Source organism: Pseudohaliea sp. (assembly GCF_054552115.1).
This window is the reverse complement of the sequence record NZ_JBTOLW010000002.1, coordinates 156,182-173,983: the sequence shown is the minus strand read 5'-3', so window position 1 is coordinate 173,983 and position 17,802 is coordinate 156,182. Positions and strand designations below refer to the sequence as shown.

The window sequence follows — 17,802 nt, the reverse complement described above, 5'->3', positions numbered from 1 at the left end:
CGCTGTCAGCTTCACCTGCTTACGGGTCTTTCGACCAGCTGGACCGGAATCGGTTCAGCCGCGTCCAGGTGCACGTCGCGCTGCGGGAAGGCGATGCCGATTCCCGCCTTGCTGAGCCGGTCGTAGATCTCCGTGCGCAGCTCCGTCCAGCGTTTGACGTAGTCGCTTTCGGCGTAGCAGCGCAGCCACAGCGTGAGCGCGTTGTCGCCGAAGTCCTCGAAGGTGGCCATGGGCTCCGGATCGGCGAGCACCGCCGGGTCGTCCCGGGCGACATCGAGAAGGATGCGCATGGCCTTGCGGACGTCGCTGCCATAGGCGACGCCCACCGGGATGACGATGCGCAGCTTGGGGCTGGTGAGGGACCAGTTGTTCACTACGCCCGTGATCAGGTCCTTGTTCGGGATGAGCAGTTCCTTGCCTTCGAAGGTCTCGATGACCGTCGCGCGGGCGCTGATGTTGACCACGGTGCCGTCGTAGCCACTGACGCTGATGATGTCACCGACCCGGATCGGCCGCTCGAAGAGCAGGATGATGCCGCTGATGAAGTTGGCAACGATTTCCTGCAGGCCGAACCCGATACCGACACCGAGGGCGGCAACCAGCCACTGCACCTTGGACCAGGCAAAGCCGACGAGTCCCAGGCTGACAGACGCGCCCAGGCCGATGATCACGTATTGCAGCAGCATACCGATGGCGTAGCGCGCTCCGGCAGAGGCGCTGCCGTACTCCATGAGCAGGACCTGCACGAGCGGTGGAATGTGCTTCGTGAGCAGAGCGGTGATGGCCACCACGAGGGCGGCGATGATCATCGTGGCCAGGGAGACGCCGCGCAGTTCGCCCGCGGGCAGCCCCGGGTCCACCGTCGACCAGAGGGTGACTTCCTCGAGCAGCGAGATCGCCGGCAGGGCGGGTGACCAGATGAACCACAGCAGCGTGGCCAGGGCCGCCAGTCGCAGCGTCCCCAGCAACCGGCTCTGCGCATCAGACAGCGAGGCGACGGCGTCGATGTCGCGCTCCGAGATCTGTGCATCGCGCTCGCCCTCGTCGCCCGCTTCGGCCTCGGCCCGGGCGCGTAGTTCCTCCCGCTGGCGCCGTTCGAGGCGGCTGCGGTAGATGAGGATGATGCGCTGGAGGACGTTGGTAATGAAAAGAATCAGCGCGACCGCCGCCACGGACCAGCCCAGGGCACGCAGGTAGAGGTGGGCGGCAAAGAGCTGCCCGGTCAGGTGCATCATCGCGATGGCTGCGGCGATCAGCACCGATAGGCGCAGCAGGAACCTGCCCAGGCCGTCGCCGGCGAGCTGGCCGGAGCGGAGGAGCCGGGCGCCGTACGCGACCCCCGCCAGGGCGATGGTGAAGGTCGCCAGGGCCGCGAGGGGGCCGCCGCTTTCCTCGCTCCAGCCGGTGCGGGCAAAGGTGCTGAGACCGGTGGCAATGGGCAGCACTATTGTCAGCCAGGGCAGATCCCGGCGCAGGGCATCGGTTTTCTGGTTGTTCCACTTGAGCAGACGGCGCCCCGTTCCCACCCGGGCGGTCACGCTCAGGGCGAGATAGAGCCCGAACAGCAGTGCCGCAGTCGCGCCGAGTCCGCGGGCAAGACCTTCGCTGGTAGCACTGCCGGCGGTCGTCAGGGATGTTGCCCAGGCAAGCAGTAGCAGGGCGAGGGGCAGCATGGCGCTGCGCGCGACCCCGAGGGCAATGCCGATGGCAACCTTGCGTGGACTTTCTTCCCGCGGCCGGATCGGCACGCCGAGGAGGGCCTGCTGCGCAGCGATGATGCGCCGCCGGTTGGCGAGGAGCAGGGCGAGGGCTGCCAGCCCGATGAGCAGCGGCGGGTCGCGAAGCAGCCGCTGCCAGTGGACCGCCAGGGCCACCGCCGGCGCCGGGTCTATGAGGGCGAGGGTCTGCTCCAGGAGTTCCCGGGGATCGAGGAAGCGGTAGTTGCGGATCCACAGGAGGTTCCCGGTCAGGAAGGCCTCGTAGTTCTCCGTTGCCTTGATGAGCTCGGCTGCGGCCTGGTTAATGTCTACGAGAAGGCGGAGCAGCCCGTTCTGCGCCTCGAGCTTTTCCCGGAGCAGGTCGCGGCGCTGTTCGTAGAGCTGTTCGAGGATGCGACGCTCCTCCCGCGGCCAGGCCTCGAGATCCGGGAAACGCTCGCGCAGGTAGGCGCCGCGCTGGGCGCTCTGGCGCAGCGCCTCGTCTGTCTCGATGGTGTTGACGGAGACAGCGGCCAGCTCGTCGTTCCGGGCCACGATGCCGGCCTGGATGGCCCGCGTGTCCGGCAGGCTGGCGAGGCGGCTCATCATGACCTCACCGAGCTTTCCCTCCAGCCCGGCAACCTCCAGGCGGCGCTGGGTCAGGCTGTAGTCCTCCTCGATGTATTCATCGAATTCCCGGATCGTCGCGCTGTCGCCCCGTGCCTCCGCCTGTGCATCCGCCAGGCGCTGCCGGTCGCCGACGAGCTTGAGCGTCTCCTCCAGGAATGCCTGTACCCCGGGCCGCTCCCCGGCGATCGGCGCTACGAGGCGGCGCAGCTCCTCCGTGCGCCGGGCGGCGGCGGACTGGCGGGTGCTCGCCGCGGCCTCGCGAAGTGCCGCCAGCAGCGCATCGGCGTGCGCCAGGGAGGCGTCGAGCCAGGCGACCTTCGCCGTGCGGATGGCGTTGAGAGCCGGGGCGCCGCGCAGGCGCAGCCTGAGCATCTCTGCCTCGGCCTGCAGCCGCTGGCGTCTCGCGGCGCCGGCCGCGGCGGCCACCTGCGCTTTCAGCGAGTCGTCGGCGGCAGGCATCGTTCCGGCGTCCTCAAGCTCCGCAGTGACCGAGGCCAGCCGCTGCTGCTGGTCGTTGTCGCCCGCCGTGCGCTCGGCCAGGGCGTTCAGCGCAGCCGTCCGCTGGTCGGCGAGGCTCTGCCGACGCGCCTCGACCACGTCCAGTTCAGCCTCGATACCCTCGAGGTCCGGCGCCTGGCCGAGCCGCTCCGCCACCGTCGGGGCGGATTCCTCCATCTCCTGCACGAGCTCATTGTAGTGGTCCACCTCGCTCGCGCTGTTCTCCATGGCCTGGCGGTAGGTCTCTGCCTGCTGCCGGTAGCTCTCGGCCTGTGTGAGGTCCTGGGTCGCCTGCTGGATCTCCAGGAGTAGCGGCGCGCGCTCCTCGTCCGTCAGCCCCGTATCTTCGCGGACGGCCGTTTCCAGCGTGCCCAGGCTGCCGCGGGAGACGGCCGGCGCCTCCTGGGCAGGGAGCGGGGTGCTGGCGAGGAGGGCGGCCAATAGCAGGGCCAGGATCATGGCGGGGCGGCCGGGGACGGCATGGAAGGCCGGAAGCTCCTGCCGAGTCGTCGGGCGCGGTCGGGTCACGGATGTCTCGCTGTGGTCGGCTGTGTCGGGGGCGCCCGCTGCGCAGGCGCCGGCTTGTTGAGAGGTTAGCACAGCCCGCGACGGGCGATGGCGCTGTGGAATCGTTTGCGGCGGGGGCCGCTTTCCGGGACAATGGCGGCCCCCGCCAAGGGGTCGTGGTGGTCCGGGCGGTCCCCCCGCAACGACAGGCAGTGAACCCCGCCAGGCCTGGAAGGGAGCAACGGTAGCTGCTGATTCGGGTGCCGGGGTGTGGCTGTCCGGGCCGCCTCCATTGGCTTCCCCGCCAACCCCGCGCCGGTCCGGTTCTGCCGCCGCCCCCGCTGGGGTATGCTTGGCTCTTGACCACGGAGGAGCGTCCCGCGCCGGCATGTCTTACCAGGTCCTCGCCCGCAAATGGCGCCCGGCCAGCTTCGATCAGATGGTGGGCCAGGAGCATGTGCTGCGTGCCCTCGGCAACGCCCTGGACCGTGACCAGCTGCACCACGCCTACCTGTTTACCGGCACCCGTGGCGTGGGCAAGACCACCGTTGCCCGGATTCTCGCGAAGTGCCTGAACTGCGAGCAGGGGGTCAGCTCCCGGCCCTGCGGTGAATGCAGCGCCTGCCTGGAGATCGCCGAGGGTCGCAGCGTCGACCTGCTCGAGGTCGATGCGGCTTCCCGGACGCGCGTGGATGACACCCGGGAACTGCTCGAGAATGTCCAGTACGCGCCCACGCGCAGCCGCTACAAGGTGTACCTCATCGACGAGGTACACATGCTCTCCCAGCACAGTTTCAACGCGCTCCTGAAGACTCTCGAGGAGCCGCCGCCGCACGTGAAGTTCCTGCTCGCCACGACGGACCCGCAGAAGTTGCCGGCCACGGTCCTGTCCCGCTGCCTGCAATTCAACCTGAAGAACATGCCGGCGGGACAGGTAGTCGAGCATCTGCGTCACGTCCTCGGCGCCGAGGGGGTCGCGTTCGAGGAGCCCGCACTCTGGCTGCTCGGCCATGCCGCTGCCGGCAGCATGCGCGATGCCCTGAGCCTTACGGATCAGGCCATCGCCTTCGGCGGCGGCCGTCTCGTCGAGGCCGAGGTGCGCGACATGCTGGGCACCGTGGACCGGGACCATGTCTTCCAGCTTCTCGACGCCCTCGCCGCCGACGACGCAGGGGGCCTGCTTGCCGTGGCCGCGGCCATGGAGGCGCAGGCCCTGGACTTCGCCGCCGCCCTGGAAACGCTGCTCGCGGTGCTGCACCGGCTCGCCGTGGCGCAGGCCGTTCCCGACGCACTGGACCCGGAGATGGGTGACGTCGAGCGGCTTCGCGGGCTGGCGGCGCGGTTCACCGCAGAGGACGTGCAGCTCTGCTACCAGATCGCTCTCAACGGGCGCCGCGACCTGCCGCTGGCGGTGGACCCGCGGGCGGGCTTCGACATGGTGCTGCTGCGCATGCTCGCGTTCCGTCCGGCCCCGGCGCTCCCCGTGGACGGGGAAAGTGCTCCGCAGGCTGCCGCCGGCGAGGTCGGCTCACCGGGAAAAAAGCCTGAACGGCGGCGGGCCCCGGCGGTGCCCGCCGCGGGGGGCAATGCTTCAGCCCTGGCGCCCGCAGGGCGAGCGGCACCGGTAAGCGCGGCGGGGCCCGCAGCCCCGGCACCGGCGCCTGGTCCCGACGGCGGCTCCGCTCCCTCGCCGGCCCCCGCGCCGGCGTCCCCGGCGGAGCCGGCGCCTGGGCCAGAGCCAGAGCCAGAGCCAGAGCCAGCCTCCCCGCCGGCTCCGGGCGCCGCGACCGGGCCGTCCTCGCTGCCGCCCTGGCACCAGCTCGTCGAGCGGCTCGAGCTCACCGGCAGTACGCGGGTCATTGCCCGCAACTGCGAGTGGCGGGCCTGCGCGGGGACGGCCGTGTCCCTGGTGCTTGATCGTGAGCAGGCCAACCTGTTCAATGCGCGCCACAGCGAGCGCATCACCGCGGCCCTGCGCCGCGTGCTGGGAGACGACGGCTGGTCCGTCGCCATCGAGCCCGGGGAACTTTCGGCGGAAACCCCGGCGCAGCGCGAGGTGCGGCTGCGCCGGGAAGCCCACGCGAAAGCCGTGGCGCGGCTGCGGGAAGACCCCCGGCTCGGCAGCCTTCTCGAGCGCTTTGCTGGTACCCTCGAGGAGGAATCGGTAGAGGTGGCGCGAGACGCCGCCGCAACAGGAGAACACTGATGTTCAAGGGCGGAATCGGCGACCTGATGAAACAGGCGCAGAAGATGCAGGCAGCCATGCAGGAAGCGCAGGAAGCCGCTGCCGAGCGCGAGGTCACCGGCGAGGCCGGGGCCGGCCTCGTGCAGGTCATCATGAGCGGGCGCCACGACGTGCGCCGGGTGACCATCGACGACAGCGTGCTGGGCGAAGAGAAATCGGTGCTGGAGGACCTCCTCGCGGCCGCGGTGAACGATGCGGTGCGCAAGGTCGAGGCGGCAAATCGCGAGGCCATGGCCGAAGTGACGGGCGGCATGGACCTGCCCCCGGGCATGAAGCTGCCCTTCTGACGCCGTGTTCAGTCCCGCCCTCGAGGCCCTTGTCGATGCCTTGCGCTGTCTGCCGGGTGTCGGCCCGAAATCGGCGCAGCGCATGGCCCTGCATCTCCTGGAGCGCGACCGGGAAGGGGCACATGCCCTCGCCGTCGCCCTCGGCGAGGCTGCCGAACGTGTCGGCCGCTGTCAGCGCTGCCGCAACCTGACGGAAGCTGCGGTGTGCGCGATCTGCGAGGACCCGCGCCGTGAAGCCGCGGTCCTGTGCGTGGTGGAAACCCCGGCGGACGTGCTCGCCATCGAGCAGGCGGGGGGCTACCGCGGGCGCTATTTCGTGCTCATGGGCCACCTGTCGCCGATCGACGGTATCGGACCGGAGGACATCGGCCTGGACCGGTTGCAGGCCCTGGTGCAGGAGCAGGGTATCGAGGAGGTGATCCTGGCGACCAACCCCACGGCCGAGGGCGAGGCCACCGCCTGGTACCTCACGGACCTGCTTGCCGCCGACGGGGTGCGCATGTCCCGCATCGCTCACGGTGTGCCCCTCGGCGGTGAACTCGAGTACGTCGATGGCAACACGCTTTCGCACGCTTTTTCCGGACGCCAGCCGGCGAGCCGCTGATGGAATGGACCCTCGTCGCCAGCCAGGAGGCCTTCGAGGTGCTCCTCGCAGAGCACCGGGACGCCCCTGCGGTGGCCGTGGACACGGAATTCATGCGGCGCAACACCTTCTTTCCGCAGGTGGCCCTGCTCCAGCTGTGCTTCACGGACCACGCCTGGCTCGTGGATCCGCTGGCACTCGAGGATACCGCCCCGCTCGTGGCGCTGTTCGAGAATCCGGCCATCACCAAGGTCCTGCACTCGGCGAGCGAGGATCTCGAGGTCTTCGATCACTGGCTGGGCGCATTGCCGCGGCCGCTCTTCGATACGCAGCGCGCCGCAGGCCTCCTCGACCAGGGTTTCGGCCTCGGCTACCGCGGCGTCGTGGAACAGGCTTTCGGTATTACGCTCGACAAGGGGGAGACCCGCTCGGACTGGCTGCGACGCCCCCTCAGCGAGTCCCAGTGCCGCTACGCCGCGCTCGACGTGGCGTATCTGCTGCCGCTCTACGCGCGGCTGCACGCTGACGCGGAGGTGGCAGGCAAGCTGCCGTGGATCCTGGAGGAGGGAGAGGTCGCCTGTGCCGGCGCCGGCAGCCGCAATCCCGCCTACCACCTGCGGGTGAAGTCCGCCTGGAAGCTCGACCGGCGGCAGCTCGCCGCGCTCGAGCGTCTCTGCGCGTGGCGGGAGGAGGAGGCCGCGAGCCGGGACAAGCCGCGGAGCTGGATCCTGGATGACAAGCTCTGCCTGGCCATTGCCCGGGCGATGCCGTCGAACCCCCCGGCACTGGCCGCGGCGGGGGAGATTCCGCCGGCCGTACGCCGGCGCTGCGGTGCCGCTCTGCTCGACTGCGTCGCCGGGGCCCGGTCCCTGCCCGAGGAGGCCCTGCCGCCGCCGTTGCCGCCGCCCCTCGACAGCGAGGAGCGCCGGCGGCTCAAGGCGCTGAAAGCCCGCGTGCGCACCATTGCCGCGGCCGCCGCGGTGGCTCCGGAAATGCTGCTGGCCGGCCGGGACCTGGAACTGCTGTTGCGCGAGGCGCGGGGGGACAGGATCAGCGAACCGGCGAGCTGGCAGGGCTGGCGCCGGGCGCTGGCGATCGAGCCGCTGCGCGCGGCGCTCGCGGAGGGCGCGCTGTGAAGCGCCTCTGCGCCGTCTACCGCAGCCCGAGGAGGGAGGGCATGTACCTGTTCGTCGATCGCGACCGCCCCCTCGAGGAACTCCCGGAGGGGCTCCTTGCCGGTTTCGGCACGCCCGAGCTCGCCCTGAACCTGGTGCTCACTCCGGAGCGCCGCCTGGCCCGCGCCGATGCTGCCACGGTGCTCGCGGCGCTGGACGCGCAGGGCTACTACCTGCAGCTGCCGCCCCGGCCGGGCGTGGCGCCGGAGCCCTCGCCGTGACCGCCCAACTGCCCTGGTGGGACCGGCTGCCCCTGGAGGCCCTCGATGCGGCGCAATGGGAGCAGCTCTGCGACGGTTGCGGCCGCTGCTGCCTGCACCGGCTGGAAGAGGAAGAAACGGGTGAGCAGTTTGCCACCCGGGTCCACTGCCGCCTGCTTGACGCGGAGCGCTGCCGCTGCCGGGACTACGCGCAGCGCCATGCCCGGGTGCCCGACTGCGCCACCCTGGACGCCGCGAGGGCCGTGGCCTGGGACTGGCTGCCGCCGAGCTGCGCCTACCGGCGCCGGGCCCGCGGCCTGCCGCTGCCCGCCTGGCACCCGCTGCGCACCGGGGACCCGGAGAGCGTGCACCGCGCCGGTGTCTCCGTGCGCGGGCGGGTACTCTGCGAAACCGCCGTAGCGGAGGATGACTACGAGGAACACATCGTGACCTGGGTCGATGAGGACTGCTCCCATGCTGACTACCGGTAGCTACCTGCTGGCCATGGCCAGCTACCTGGCCGCCGGGGGGCTGGCGCTGTTGCTCCTCGCCTGCTGGTTGCGGAGCCGGCCGCTGCTGGCCAGCTGGCTCTGCTGCAGCGGGGCCGCCCTGCTGCTCCTGCCGGCCTACCCGGAGCCGGGCATGGAAACGCTGGCCCCGGCGCTGGTGGTCGCTGCCTTTCAGCTTGGCACTGCCGGCGTGGAGGCCGCCATGCACGCGCTCAGACCCCTTGCCCTGGCGCTCCTGGTCGCGCAGGTGCCCGGGCTAGGCCTCGGCCTGCTTCTGCGTCGACGGCGCGCCGGGGCCGCCGCGGCGCCTTGATTCGCCCGGGGGCTGTCGTTACCCTTCACCGCTTTCCCCACCAGGACAACAGCCGATGAAATTCGAAGGCACGGATCGCTACGTCGCTACCGACGACCTGCGCATGGCGGTGAACGCCGCCGTCGAGCTGCAGCGCCCGCTCCTCATCAAGGGCGAGCCCGGCACCGGCAAGACCATGCTCGCGGAGGAGGTCGCCCAGGGGCTCGGCAAGCCGCTTATCCAGTGGCACATCAAGTCGACCACTAAGGCCCAGCAGGGCCTTTACGAGTACGATGCCGTCTCCCGGCTGCGCGATTCCCAACTCGGCGACGAGAAAGTCTACGATATCGCCAACTACATCAAGCGCGGCAAGCTCTGGGACGCTTTCGTCTCCGAGGAACAGGCGGTACTGCTCATCGACGAGATCGACAAGGCGGACATCGAGTTCCCGAACGACCTGCTGCAGGAACTCGACCGGATGGAGTTCTTCGTCTACGAGACCGGCGAGACGGTGAAGGCGAAGCACCGGCCGATCATCATCATCACCAGCAACAACGAGAAGGAGCTGCCGGATGCCTTCCTTCGCCGCTGCTTCTTCCATTTCATCAATTTCCCTGACCGGGACACGATGCGCGAGATCATCGATGTGCACTACCCGGGTATCGCCAGGACGCTGGTGCAGGAAGCGCTGGAGATCTTCTTCGACCTGCGGGCCGTGCCGGGTCTGAAGAAGAAGCCGTCCACCTCGGAGCTCATCGACTGGCTGAAGCTGCTCATGGCCGACGATATTCCCGACGAGATCCTGCGCGAGCGGGACCACTCGAAGGCGATTCCGCCGCTCTACGGCGCCCTGCTCAAGAACGAGCAGGACGTGCACCTCCTCGAGCGTCTCGCCTTCATGCACCGGCGGGAATCCCGCTAGCCCGAGAGGCCGGCCCGATGCTGATCAACTTCTTCCACGGCCTGCGCGACGCGGGCATCCCGGTGACCACGCGCGAGCTTCTCGACCTCCTCGAGGGGCTCAGGCGTCACCTGGTGGTGGGCAGCGTCGACCAGTTCTACTACTTCAGCCGCGCCTGCCTGGTGAAGGACGAGAAGTACTTCGATCGCTTCGACAAGGCCTTCGGCGCGCATTTCCGTGACCTCGAGGGGCTCGACGACGTTATCGAGGCCATGATACCGGACGATTGGCTGCGCAATGAGTTCATGAAGCAGCTCTCCGAGGAAGACAAGGCGAAGATCGAGTCCCTCGGCGGTCTCGAGAAGCTCATTGAGGAGTTCAAGAAACGCCTTGAGGAGCAGAAGGAGCGCCACGAGGGCGGCAACAAGTGGATCGGCACCGGCGGCACCTCGCCCTTCGGGCAGCAGGGCTATCATCCGGAGGGCATCCGCGTGGGGCCGAACGGCGGCAACCGGCGCGCGGTCAAGGTCTGGGACAAGCGGGACTTCCGCAACCTCGACGATTCCGTCGAGCTGGGCACGCGCAATATCAAGCTGGCCCTGCGCCGGCTGCGCAAGTTCGCGCGCACCGGCTCCGCGGAAGAACTGGACCTCGATGATACGATCCGCTCCACGGCGCGCAATGCCGGGCTGCTGGACATCCGCATGGTGCCGGAGCGGCACAACGCGGTGAAGGTGCTGCTCTTCTTTGACGTCGGCGGCTCCATGGACCCGCACGTGAAGGTCTGCGAAGAGCTGTTCTCCGCGGCCCGCACCGAGTTCAAGCACATGGAGAACTTCTACTTTCACAACTTCCTCTACGAGAGCGTGTGGAAGAACAACATACGCCGGCACCACGAGCGCACGCCGCTGCCGGACGTGCTCCACAAGTACGGTCACGACTACAAGGTCGTCATCGTGGGCGACGCCTCGATGTCTCCCTACGAAATTGTCCAGCCCGGCGGCTCCGTCGAGCACTGGAACGAGGAGGCGGGCGAGGTCTGGCTTCGCCGGCTCCGCGAGACCTACGAGAAGTGCATCTGGATCAACCCGGTACCCGAGGCCGAGTGGGAGTACACCCAGTCCATCGCCATGACGCACCAGCTCATGGAGGGGCACATGTACCCGCTCACGCTGCACGGGCTGGAAGAGGGCATGAGCTTCCTGTCGCGCTGATTCAGTGCCCCGGCACGCCCCGGTCGAGGCGCGGCGCATAGGCCACCAGCGCTGCGGTCACTGCCACGTTCAGTGACTCCACCCCCTCGGCCATGGGGACGGCGAGGGCCTCGCTGGCCAGGGCCTCCACGGATGCCGAGATGCCCTCGCTTTCGCCCCCCAGCACGAAGAGTGCCCGCGGTGCGAGCGCCGCGCTGAACAGATCCCGCGCCGCGCCGGCCTGCAGCGTGTAGACGGCGTAGCCGGCCTCGCGACACGCCATGGCGCCCTCGGCAACCGTGGCGCAGCGCAGCAGCGGCGCGCCGTAGAGCGTGCCGGCGCTACCCTTGATGACCAGCGGACCGAGGGCGGGATTGCCCCTGTCGGCATAGAGGATGCCGTCGATGCCCCCGGCGCGGGCACTGCGGATGGCCATGCCGGCATTCTGCGGGTTGGTGACCCCGTCCAGCGCGAGGAGCCGCACCGCTGGCTGCGGCGCCAGCGCTGCGAGGCCCTCGCCAAGCTCGGCAAAGCGCGGGCAGCGGATATCGAGGGCGACCCCCTGGTCCTGGCGGCCGTTGCGGGAAATGCGGGCGAGGGCCTCGCGGCTGTGTTCACGGGTCTCCAGCTGCCTCCCGGCAGCGAGGTCGAGAATGCGTTCCAGGGTCGGCTCGCGGCGGTTGCTCGTCGCCACGTGCAGGCGCTCGCAGGCGAGCCCCGGGTCTGCCAGCGCCTCGAGCACCGGTTTGCGCCCGTAGACCGTCAGCACACCGCGGTAGTGGCGGCGCTTTTCCCGGTAAGCGCTCACGGGGCCGGCCGTGCTATGCTGCGCCGCCGATTGCGCCCGGTGGAAACGCACCCATGGTCCAGCCCGTTCTCTACAGCACGGCCGCCTGCCATCTCTGCGAGCTCGCGGAGGGCCTGCTCGAGGAGGTCCGGGCGATCGCCCCCGGGCTCGCCTGGGAGGTGGTGGATATCAGCGATGATGACGCGCTCTTCGAGCGCTATGGCGAGCGGATCCCCGTGCTGCGCTTCGCCAGCGGCGAGGAACTCGGCTGGCCTTTCACGGCCGACGACCTGCACCGGGTGCTGTGCCGGGAGGGGCTCGCCTAGCGCTTCTTCTGCTGCCCCACTCGCACGGCAAGTACATCGCAGCTGGCGCCGTGAAGCACGCCGTTGGCCGTGGAGCCCATCAGCAGGGCGAGGCCGTAGCGGCCATGGCTGCCGACCACGATGAGGTCGGCGTCGAGCTCTTCGGCCATGGCGTGGATCTCCACCTCGGGCTGGCCGAGCACGACGTGGCGGGAAGACTGCGGGATGGCGTGCTTCTCACCGAATTTCTCGAGCTGCGCGCTGGCCTGCTGGTGGATCTCGTCCTGGATCCCGGAGAAATCCATGGGGATATCGCCGCCGTAGGCGAAGGACAGCGGCTCGATGACGTGGATGAGGTGCAATTCGGCGCCGTTGTTCGTCGCGATGGCCCGGGCCCGCTCGGCCACCTCGTCCGAGTCTTCGCTGAGATCCACTGCCGTGAGGATGCGGGTATAGTTGGCCATGGCGTTATCTCCTGTCGCGGGCTGCTGGCGCTTGACCGGCTTTATACCATACCGTGGGCGCCCGGCAATGCGAGTAGGAAAGTTTCCCCGTGGCCCTTGACCTGAATCATCGCCCGTGAAGGCAACGCTGCTGATCCTGCTGGTGGTCGTCCTCGCGCTCGCGCCGCTGTGGCATTTCCGGCCTTCACCGCGGCAGCGCAGCCAGGCCGCCCTGCGTGAGCGCGCCGCGCTCGCCGGCCTGTACGTGGAGTTCCGGGACCTGCCGCTGCCGCGATCGCGGCGGGAGCGTCTGCCGGCGAGTGAGCGGCAGGTACTGTACTACGGGTTGCGCCTGCCACCGTCCCGCGGCGCCGCGCGCAGGGCCCGCGCCTGGTGGCGTGAGCGCGGCGGCTGGCGCGCCAGCGAAGGCCGGGATGGGCCGCCGGCGGCCGTGGCCTCGCTGCCCGAGTGGGCGCTGGCCGCGAGCATCGACGAGGCAAGCTGCGGGGTCTACTGGCACGAGTCCGGGGGCCCCGAGGGGGTGGACGCGATCGCCGATGCCCTTGCCGCCTGGCGGGACGCTGAGGCCGGTTCGCCGCGGGGTGCTTCCCTTGACCCCTGAAGCACTGGCCTTTATATATGCCCCCCTTTGCGCCGTCCCCACCGGTCGGCCGCCCACGCTGAGGTAACACCGGACCACCATGGGAAAGTCTCTCGTCATCGTCGAGTCGCCTGCCAAGGCCAAGACCATCAACAAGTACCTCGGGCCGGATTTCGTGGTGAAGTCCAGCGTGGGCCACATCCGCGACCTGCCGACCTCCGGGAGCGGCAAGCAGTCCGTCGACCCCAAGGAGCGCGCAGCGCAGGCGGCGCGAACCCGCAAGATGTCGCCGGATGAAAAGGAAGCCTATAAAAAGAAGAAGAACCGGGAGCAGCTGGTGCGGCGCATGGGTATCGACCCGGAGCACGGCTGGAAGGCCCGCTACGAGATCCTGCCGGGCAAGGAAAAGGTCGTGAGCGAGCTGAAGAAGCTGGCCGAGAAAGCCGATGCCATCTACCTCGCCACTGACCTCGACCGGGAGGGTGAGGCCATCGCCTGGCACCTGCGCGAAGCCATCGGCGGCGGCGACGACCGCTACCAGCGCGTGGTCTTCAACGAGATCACCAGGAATGCGATCCGGGAGGCCTTCGAGCACCCCTCGCAGCTGGATACGAACCGGGTGAATGCCCAGCAGGCCCGCCGCTTCCTCGATCGCGTTGTGGGTTACATGGTCTCGCCGCTCCTCTGGGCCAAGGTGGCCCGGGGGCTCTCCGCCGGCCGCGTGCAGTCCGTGGCCGTGCGCCTGATCGTCGAGCGCGAGCGCGAGATCCGCGCCTTCGTGCCCGAGGAGTTCTGGGAAATCCACGCGGATCTCGAGGCGCGGGACGCTGACCCCGCCCGGTTCGAGGTGCGCCGCTGCCGGGGCGAGAAGTTCCGCCCGGCCAACGAGGCGGCCGCCATGGCCGCCCGGGACGCCCTCGCGGAGGCGGGGTACCGGGTGAAGGCCCGGGAGGACAAGCCGACCCGCTCGAACCCGCCGGCGCCCTTCATTACCTCCACGCTCCAGCAGTCCGCGAGCACACGGCTGGGTTTCAGCGTGAAGAAGACCATGACCCTGGCCCAGCGTCTCTACGAGGCCGGCTACATCACCTACATGCGGACGGACTCCACCAATCTGAGCAAGGAGGCCGTCGCCAGCTGCCGGGACTACCTGGGTGCGAATTTCCCGGCCCGGTATCTGCCCGAGCAGCCGCGCGAGTATGCCTCCAAGGAGGGTGCGCAGGAGGCTCACGAGGCGATCCGCCCCTCGGATGTCAACGTCACCCAGGCCATGCTGTCGGGCATGGAGCGTGACGCGGAGCGTCTCTACGAGCTGATCTGGCGGCAGTTCGTGGCCAGCCAGATGACGGCGGCGGAATACACCTCTACCACGATCACCGTCGCCGCGGGCGACTACGAGCTCGCCGCCCGGGGCCGCATCATCCGCTTCGACGGCTACACCCGGGTGCTGCCGCCCACGGGCCGCAAGGGCGAGGACACGGTGCTCCCCGATGTCGACGAAGGTGACGAACTGAAACTGCTCAAGCTGGAACCCTCGCAGCACTTCACCACGCCGCCGCCGCGCTACGGCGAGGCGAGCCTCGTGCGGGAACTGGAAAAGCGCGGTATCGGGCGCCCGTCGACCTATGCCTCGATCATCTCGACGATCCAGGACCGCGGCTACGTTCGCCTCGAGAACAAGCGCTTCTACGCCGAGAAGATGGGTGATATCGTCACTCACCGGCTGCAGCAGAGCTTCAGCGACCTCCTGGACTACAACTTCACCGCGACCATGGAGGAGCACCTCGACGAGATCGCCGAGGGCGAGCTGGACTGGCGCGAACTGCTCGACCGCTTCTATGCCGACTTCCGTTCCCGCCTGGAGCGTGCCGAGCAGGCGCAGCCGGAGGGCATGCAGCCGAATGAGCCGACCATGACGGATATCGGCTGCGACAAATGCGGGCGGCCCATGCAGATCCGTACGGCGAGCACCGGTGTCTTTCTCGGCTGCTCCGGTTACGCGCTGCCGCCCAAGGAGCGCTGCAAGAACACGATCAATCTCATCCCCGGGGACGAGGCCATCCGCGAGGATGCGGACGAGGAGGCCGAGTCCCGGCTGCTGCGCAGCAAGCACCGCTGCAAGCTCTGCAATGCCGCCATGGACAGCTACCTCATCGACGAAAAGCGCAAGCTGCACGTCTGCGGCAACAACCCCGACTGCCCGGGCTTCGAGGTGGAGGAGGGCCGCTTCAAGATCAAGGGCTATGACGGCCCCGTGATCGAGTGCGACAAGTGCGGTGCCGAGATGCAGCTCAAGACGGGGCGCTTCGGCAAGTACTTCGGCTGCACTGCGGAGGGCTGCAAGAACACGCGCAAGCTGCTGCGCAACGGCGAAGTTGCGCCGCCGAAGATGGACCCGGTACCCATGCCCGAGCTGCCCTGCGAGAAGGTCGAGGATCACTACGTGCTGCGTGATGGCGCCGCGGGCCTGTTCCTCGCCGCGAGCCAGTTCCCCCGCAACCGCGAAACCCGGGCGCCCTTCGTCGACGAGCTGCTCCCCCACGGCAGCGAGATCGACCCGAAGTACGCCTACATCCTCGAGGCGCCGACGCAGGATGACGCCGGCAACCGCACCCAGGTTCGCTACAGCCGCAAGAATCGTGAGCAGTATGTAATGACCGAAGTGGACGGCAAGGCGACGGGCTGGAAGGCGCTTTATCGCGACGGCCGCTGGCAGGGCGAGGAGGGCAGCGGGGCCGGCGGCAGGAAAGCGGCAGCGAAGCGCAAGCCCGGTGCAAAGGCAAAGGCAAAGGCCAAAGCCGGGACCGGCAGCAAAGCCCGGACAGCAGCAAAGACAAAAGCAAAGACAAAAGCCAAAACCGGTTCCGGGAGCCGCTGACGCCGTGTCCCGGGGCCGTGCCAACCACCACCTGTACCTGGCGCGCCTGCTCATCGACGGCTGGGAGGCGCAGCGCGCGACGGGCGCCGCGCCGGCCGATCTCCTCGATGCGGCGCATGCGCCGGGGGTGCGCGAGCAGCTGCTGGCGGCCTACGGCTGGTACCTGCTGGCGGTGCTGGACCCCACCGGTGAGGCGGACGGTCCGCCCCCCCGCTGTTGTGATGAACTCCCGGAGCCGGCGGCGGGCAAGGCCCTGCCCGCAGAGCTGCGCGAGTTCGCTCAACTCGAGCGGGAGGGCTGGCTCGCCGCGCTGCTGGCGCCGCTTCCGGCGACGCTGCCGGTGCGGTCGCGGATGCCGGGGAATCTCCTCGCCGCCGAGCGGGGCATGCCGGACCCGGCGCAGGCGCGGGCCTGGCACCGGGCGCTGTCAGAGACCCTGGCGCGGATGAACGATTCGCTGGAAGAAAGCTGACACGGGCGCGGGCTCGGGCAGCGAAGGCGGCAGGGAACGGCGAGGGAGGGGCGTGTTGGCCCACCTCCGGGACACTGTTACCATTGACGTACACATTGCGCAAACGAGGTCTGCCGAGTGTCCACATCCCTGCTGGAGATCGTCGATCTGGGGAACGGGGAAGTCGTGCTGCAACGGGCCGGGGAAGATGCCCCGCCGCTCCTGCGCATCCAGTTTTCCGATGAATCGCGCATGTATGTCATGGATCACTGCCTGGAGGTGGCCAAGGCCATGATCCAGGCGGGTATCCAGGCCACGGCCCAACTCACGGACCAGGCCGAGGTCGAAATCGAGGAGGAAGTCGAGCAGGAAACCCCCAGGGTCCTGCACTGACGCAGCGGCGCTGCACGGAAGTGCCGCGCCACCTTCCCCCCCTTCCCCACCCGGCCCGGCGCTTCAGGTGCCGCGGCGCACAACCCCCACGCTCAGCCCCTCTATCACGCATGCCTGTTCCCGCAGGTCCACCTCGATGGGCGTGTAATCCGGGTTTTCTGGCAGTAATTGCAGGCGGTGCCGCTCCCGCCCGCGGCGCAGGCGCTTCACCGTCACCTCGTCATCGAGGCGTGCGACGACCACGTCGCCATCGCTGGCCACCCTGGTGCTGTGCACGGCGAGGAGGTCGCCGTCACGGATCCCGATCCCCACCATGCTGTCGCCGGTAACGCGAAGAAAATAGTCGGCGGCGGGGCGAAAGAAATCCGCCGGCAGCTCGCAGTAATCCTCGATGTGTTCCTCCGCGAGCACCGGGCTGCCCGCCGCGACGCGACCGACGATGGGCAGCCCGCGCTCCTCCGGCAGACGGATCCCCCGGGAGGCGCCGGGAATGATTTCGATCGCGCCCTTGCGGGCGAGCGCCTTGAGGTGTTCCTCCGCGGCGTTGGCGGAACGGAAGCCGAGTTCCCGGGCGATGTCCGCGCGGGTGGGCGGGTAGCCCGTGTCGTCGATGTGGCGCCGGATCAGGTCCAGGACCTGTTGCTGGCGGGCGGTAAGCTTGGCCATGGGGCTGTCCTGTGCATGCGTACACCACTGGAATTATATACAGTAGCGTGCAACCTGCAAGGCACCCGTCGGGCCCCGCTCGTCAGTAGTCCTCGAGTTCCCAGGTACCCTCGGGCTCGATACTGTTGACCGGGTTGCCCCAGCCGAGGTGAAGCGGTTCGTCCGGGTCGATGCCGTCCTCGTCGCTGAGCTCGAAGGGGGCGCGCCAGTCCTCCGGCTCCACTGCCTGGATGAGAACCAGCTCCCCCCAGCTTTCGCTATCGAACTCGGCGATCTCACCGTCGAGGTACTGCACCTCGATGCCGCCGCTGTGCTCGTCGATGGCGACGACCTCGAACAGGGCGGCGCTCTCTGCTTCCTTGTACCACTGGCCGATGGCCGGCCTGTGAAGAGTCATGCTATCGTCCTCCTCTCAGAAAGTTAGCAGGTGGGGGGCCGCTGTCCACGAACAACGCACGGCACCCGAGGCGTGCCGACCGGCGCCGATGGTGCGCCCGGAGCGGCCCTTTTCCTTTTACAATCAGGAACCTGTGCGTCGCCTCGGACAGGCGGCGGCACCCG

The 17,802-nt window shown here is 68.9% G+C and carries 19 protein-coding genes and 1 other RNA gene; 15 read left to right on the top strand and 5 right to left on the bottom strand.

The annotated features are described in order from the left end of the window. Window positions 1–11 precede the first annotated feature (11 nt). On the bottom strand, window positions 12–3,353 hold the full coding sequence (locus ACX93N_RS02065) for a mechanosensitive ion channel domain-containing protein (RefSeq protein ID WP_459426723.1): 3,342 nt from the start codon (window positions 3,351–3,353) through the stop codon (window positions 12–14). Window positions 3,354–3,518: 165 nt separating this feature from the next. Here ACX93N_RS02065 and ffs point away from each other — a divergent pair. The 10 genes from ffs to ACX93N_RS02015 all read left to right on the top strand — a co-directional run bounded on the left by ffs (window position 3,519) and on the right by ACX93N_RS02015 (window position 10,738). After that, an RNA gene (gene ffs / locus ACX93N_RS02060) (signal recognition particle sRNA small type) lies at window positions 3,519–3,615 on the top strand. 105 nt (window positions 3,616–3,720) lie between these two features. Next, window positions 3,721–5,538: a DNA polymerase III subunit gamma/tau gene (dnaX, locus tag ACX93N_RS02055; protein WP_459426722.1), complete on the top strand. Its 1,818-nt coding sequence runs from the start codon at window positions 3,721–3,723 to the stop codon at window positions 5,536–5,538. Continuing rightward, the gene (locus ACX93N_RS02050; protein WP_459426721.1) at window positions 5,538–5,864 is read left to right on the top strand and encodes a YbaB/EbfC family nucleoid-associated protein; all 327 of its coding nucleotides are present in this window, start codon (window positions 5,538–5,540) and stop codon (window positions 5,862–5,864) included. Before dnaX ends, ACX93N_RS02050 begins: the two co-directional genes overlap by 1 nt. Before the next feature lie 4 nt (window positions 5,865–5,868). After that, a complete protein-coding gene (recR, locus tag ACX93N_RS02045) occupies window positions 5,869–6,468 on the top strand; it encodes a recombination mediator RecR (protein ID WP_459426720.1) in 600 nt (199 codons plus the stop codon). Further along, window positions 6,468–7,583 carry a ribonuclease D gene (rnd, locus tag ACX93N_RS02040; RefSeq protein WP_459426719.1) on the top strand — a complete coding sequence of 372 codons (1,116 nt, stop codon included), beginning with the start codon at window positions 6,468–6,470 and terminating at the stop codon, window positions 7,581–7,583. Before recR ends, rnd begins: the two co-directional genes overlap by 1 nt. After that, window positions 7,580–7,843 carry a YcgL domain-containing protein gene (locus ACX93N_RS02035; protein ID WP_459426718.1) on the top strand — a complete coding sequence of 88 codons (264 nt, stop codon included), beginning with the start codon at window positions 7,580–7,582 and terminating at the stop codon, window positions 7,841–7,843. Before rnd ends, ACX93N_RS02035 begins: the two co-directional genes overlap by 4 nt. Then, complete coding sequence (locus ACX93N_RS02030; RefSeq protein WP_459426717.1) at window positions 7,840–8,313, top strand: YcgN family cysteine cluster protein; 474 nt, start codon at window positions 7,840–7,842, stop codon at window positions 8,311–8,313. Before ACX93N_RS02035 ends, ACX93N_RS02030 begins: the two co-directional genes overlap by 4 nt. Continuing rightward, window positions 8,297–8,644 carry a hypothetical protein gene (locus ACX93N_RS02025; RefSeq protein ID WP_459426716.1) on the top strand — a complete coding sequence of 116 codons (348 nt, stop codon included), beginning with the start codon at window positions 8,297–8,299 and terminating at the stop codon, window positions 8,642–8,644. Before ACX93N_RS02030 ends, ACX93N_RS02025 begins: the two co-directional genes overlap by 17 nt. A 55-nt stretch (window positions 8,645–8,699) precedes the next feature. After that, window positions 8,700–9,545: an AAA family ATPase gene (locus ACX93N_RS02020; RefSeq protein WP_459426715.1), complete on the top strand. Its 846-nt coding sequence runs from the start codon at window positions 8,700–8,702 to the stop codon at window positions 9,543–9,545. Between the two features lie 17 nt (window positions 9,546–9,562). Continuing rightward, the gene (locus ACX93N_RS02015) at window positions 9,563–10,738 is read left to right on the top strand and encodes a vWA domain-containing protein (RefSeq protein ID WP_459426714.1); all 1,176 of its coding nucleotides are present in this window, start codon (window positions 9,563–9,565) and stop codon (window positions 10,736–10,738) included. Between the two features lies 1 nt (window position 10,739). On the opposite strand, the gene ACX93N_RS02010 is transcribed toward ACX93N_RS02015, so the two are convergent. After that, complete coding sequence (locus tag ACX93N_RS02010) at window positions 10,740–11,525, bottom strand: TrmH family RNA methyltransferase (RefSeq protein WP_459426713.1); 786 nt, start codon at window positions 11,523–11,525, stop codon at window positions 10,740–10,742. 53 nt (window positions 11,526–11,578) lie between these two features. On the opposite strand from ACX93N_RS02010, the gene ACX93N_RS02005 reads away from it, so the two are divergent. Then, window positions 11,579–11,830, top strand: a complete 252-nt coding sequence (locus ACX93N_RS02005) for a glutaredoxin family protein (RefSeq protein ID WP_459426712.1) — start codon at window positions 11,579–11,581, stop codon at window positions 11,828–11,830. Here the strand turns inward: ACX93N_RS02005 and ACX93N_RS02000 are convergent. Then, a complete protein-coding gene (locus ACX93N_RS02000; RefSeq protein ID WP_459426711.1) occupies window positions 11,827–12,273 on the bottom strand; it encodes a universal stress protein in 447 nt (148 codons plus the stop codon). The two genes, ACX93N_RS02005 and ACX93N_RS02000, sit on opposite strands and share 4 nt — an antisense overlap. A gap of 115 nt (window positions 12,274–12,388) precedes the next feature. Between ACX93N_RS02000 and ACX93N_RS01995 the strand changes: the two genes are divergently transcribed. From ACX93N_RS01995 to ACX93N_RS01980, 4 genes are all read left to right on the top strand, one after another. Further along, the gene (locus tag ACX93N_RS01995; protein WP_459426710.1) at window positions 12,389–12,874 is read left to right on the top strand and encodes a hypothetical protein; all 486 of its coding nucleotides are present in this window, start codon (window positions 12,389–12,391) and stop codon (window positions 12,872–12,874) included. A 79-nt stretch (window positions 12,875–12,953) separates the two neighbouring features. Further along, window positions 12,954–15,731: a type I DNA topoisomerase gene (topA, locus tag ACX93N_RS01990; RefSeq protein WP_459426709.1), complete on the top strand. Its 2,778-nt coding sequence runs from the start codon at window positions 12,954–12,956 to the stop codon at window positions 15,729–15,731. Between the two features lie 4 nt (window positions 15,732–15,735). Continuing rightward, a complete protein-coding gene (locus tag ACX93N_RS01985) occupies window positions 15,736–16,203 on the top strand; it encodes a hypothetical protein (RefSeq protein ID WP_459426708.1) in 468 nt (155 codons plus the stop codon). Window positions 16,204–16,320: 117 nt separating this feature from the next. Then, window positions 16,321–16,575 (top strand): hypothetical protein, encoded by a 255-nt coding sequence (locus tag ACX93N_RS01980; protein ID WP_459426707.1) that lies wholly within the window; start codon window positions 16,321–16,323, stop codon window positions 16,573–16,575. A 63-nt stretch (window positions 16,576–16,638) separates the two neighbouring features. Here ACX93N_RS01980 and lexA read toward each other — a convergent pair whose 3' ends face one another. Together lexA and ACX93N_RS01970 are read right to left on the bottom strand one after the other, a co-directional pair. Beyond that, window positions 16,639–17,241, bottom strand: a complete 603-nt coding sequence (gene lexA / locus ACX93N_RS01975; protein ID WP_459426706.1) for a transcriptional repressor LexA — start codon at window positions 17,239–17,241, stop codon at window positions 16,639–16,641. Window positions 17,242–17,323: 82 nt separating this feature from the next. Continuing rightward, window positions 17,324–17,638, bottom strand: a complete 315-nt coding sequence (locus ACX93N_RS01970; RefSeq protein WP_459426705.1) for a DUF6763 family protein — start codon at window positions 17,636–17,638, stop codon at window positions 17,324–17,326. Window positions 17,639–17,802: the final 164 nt, after the last annotated feature.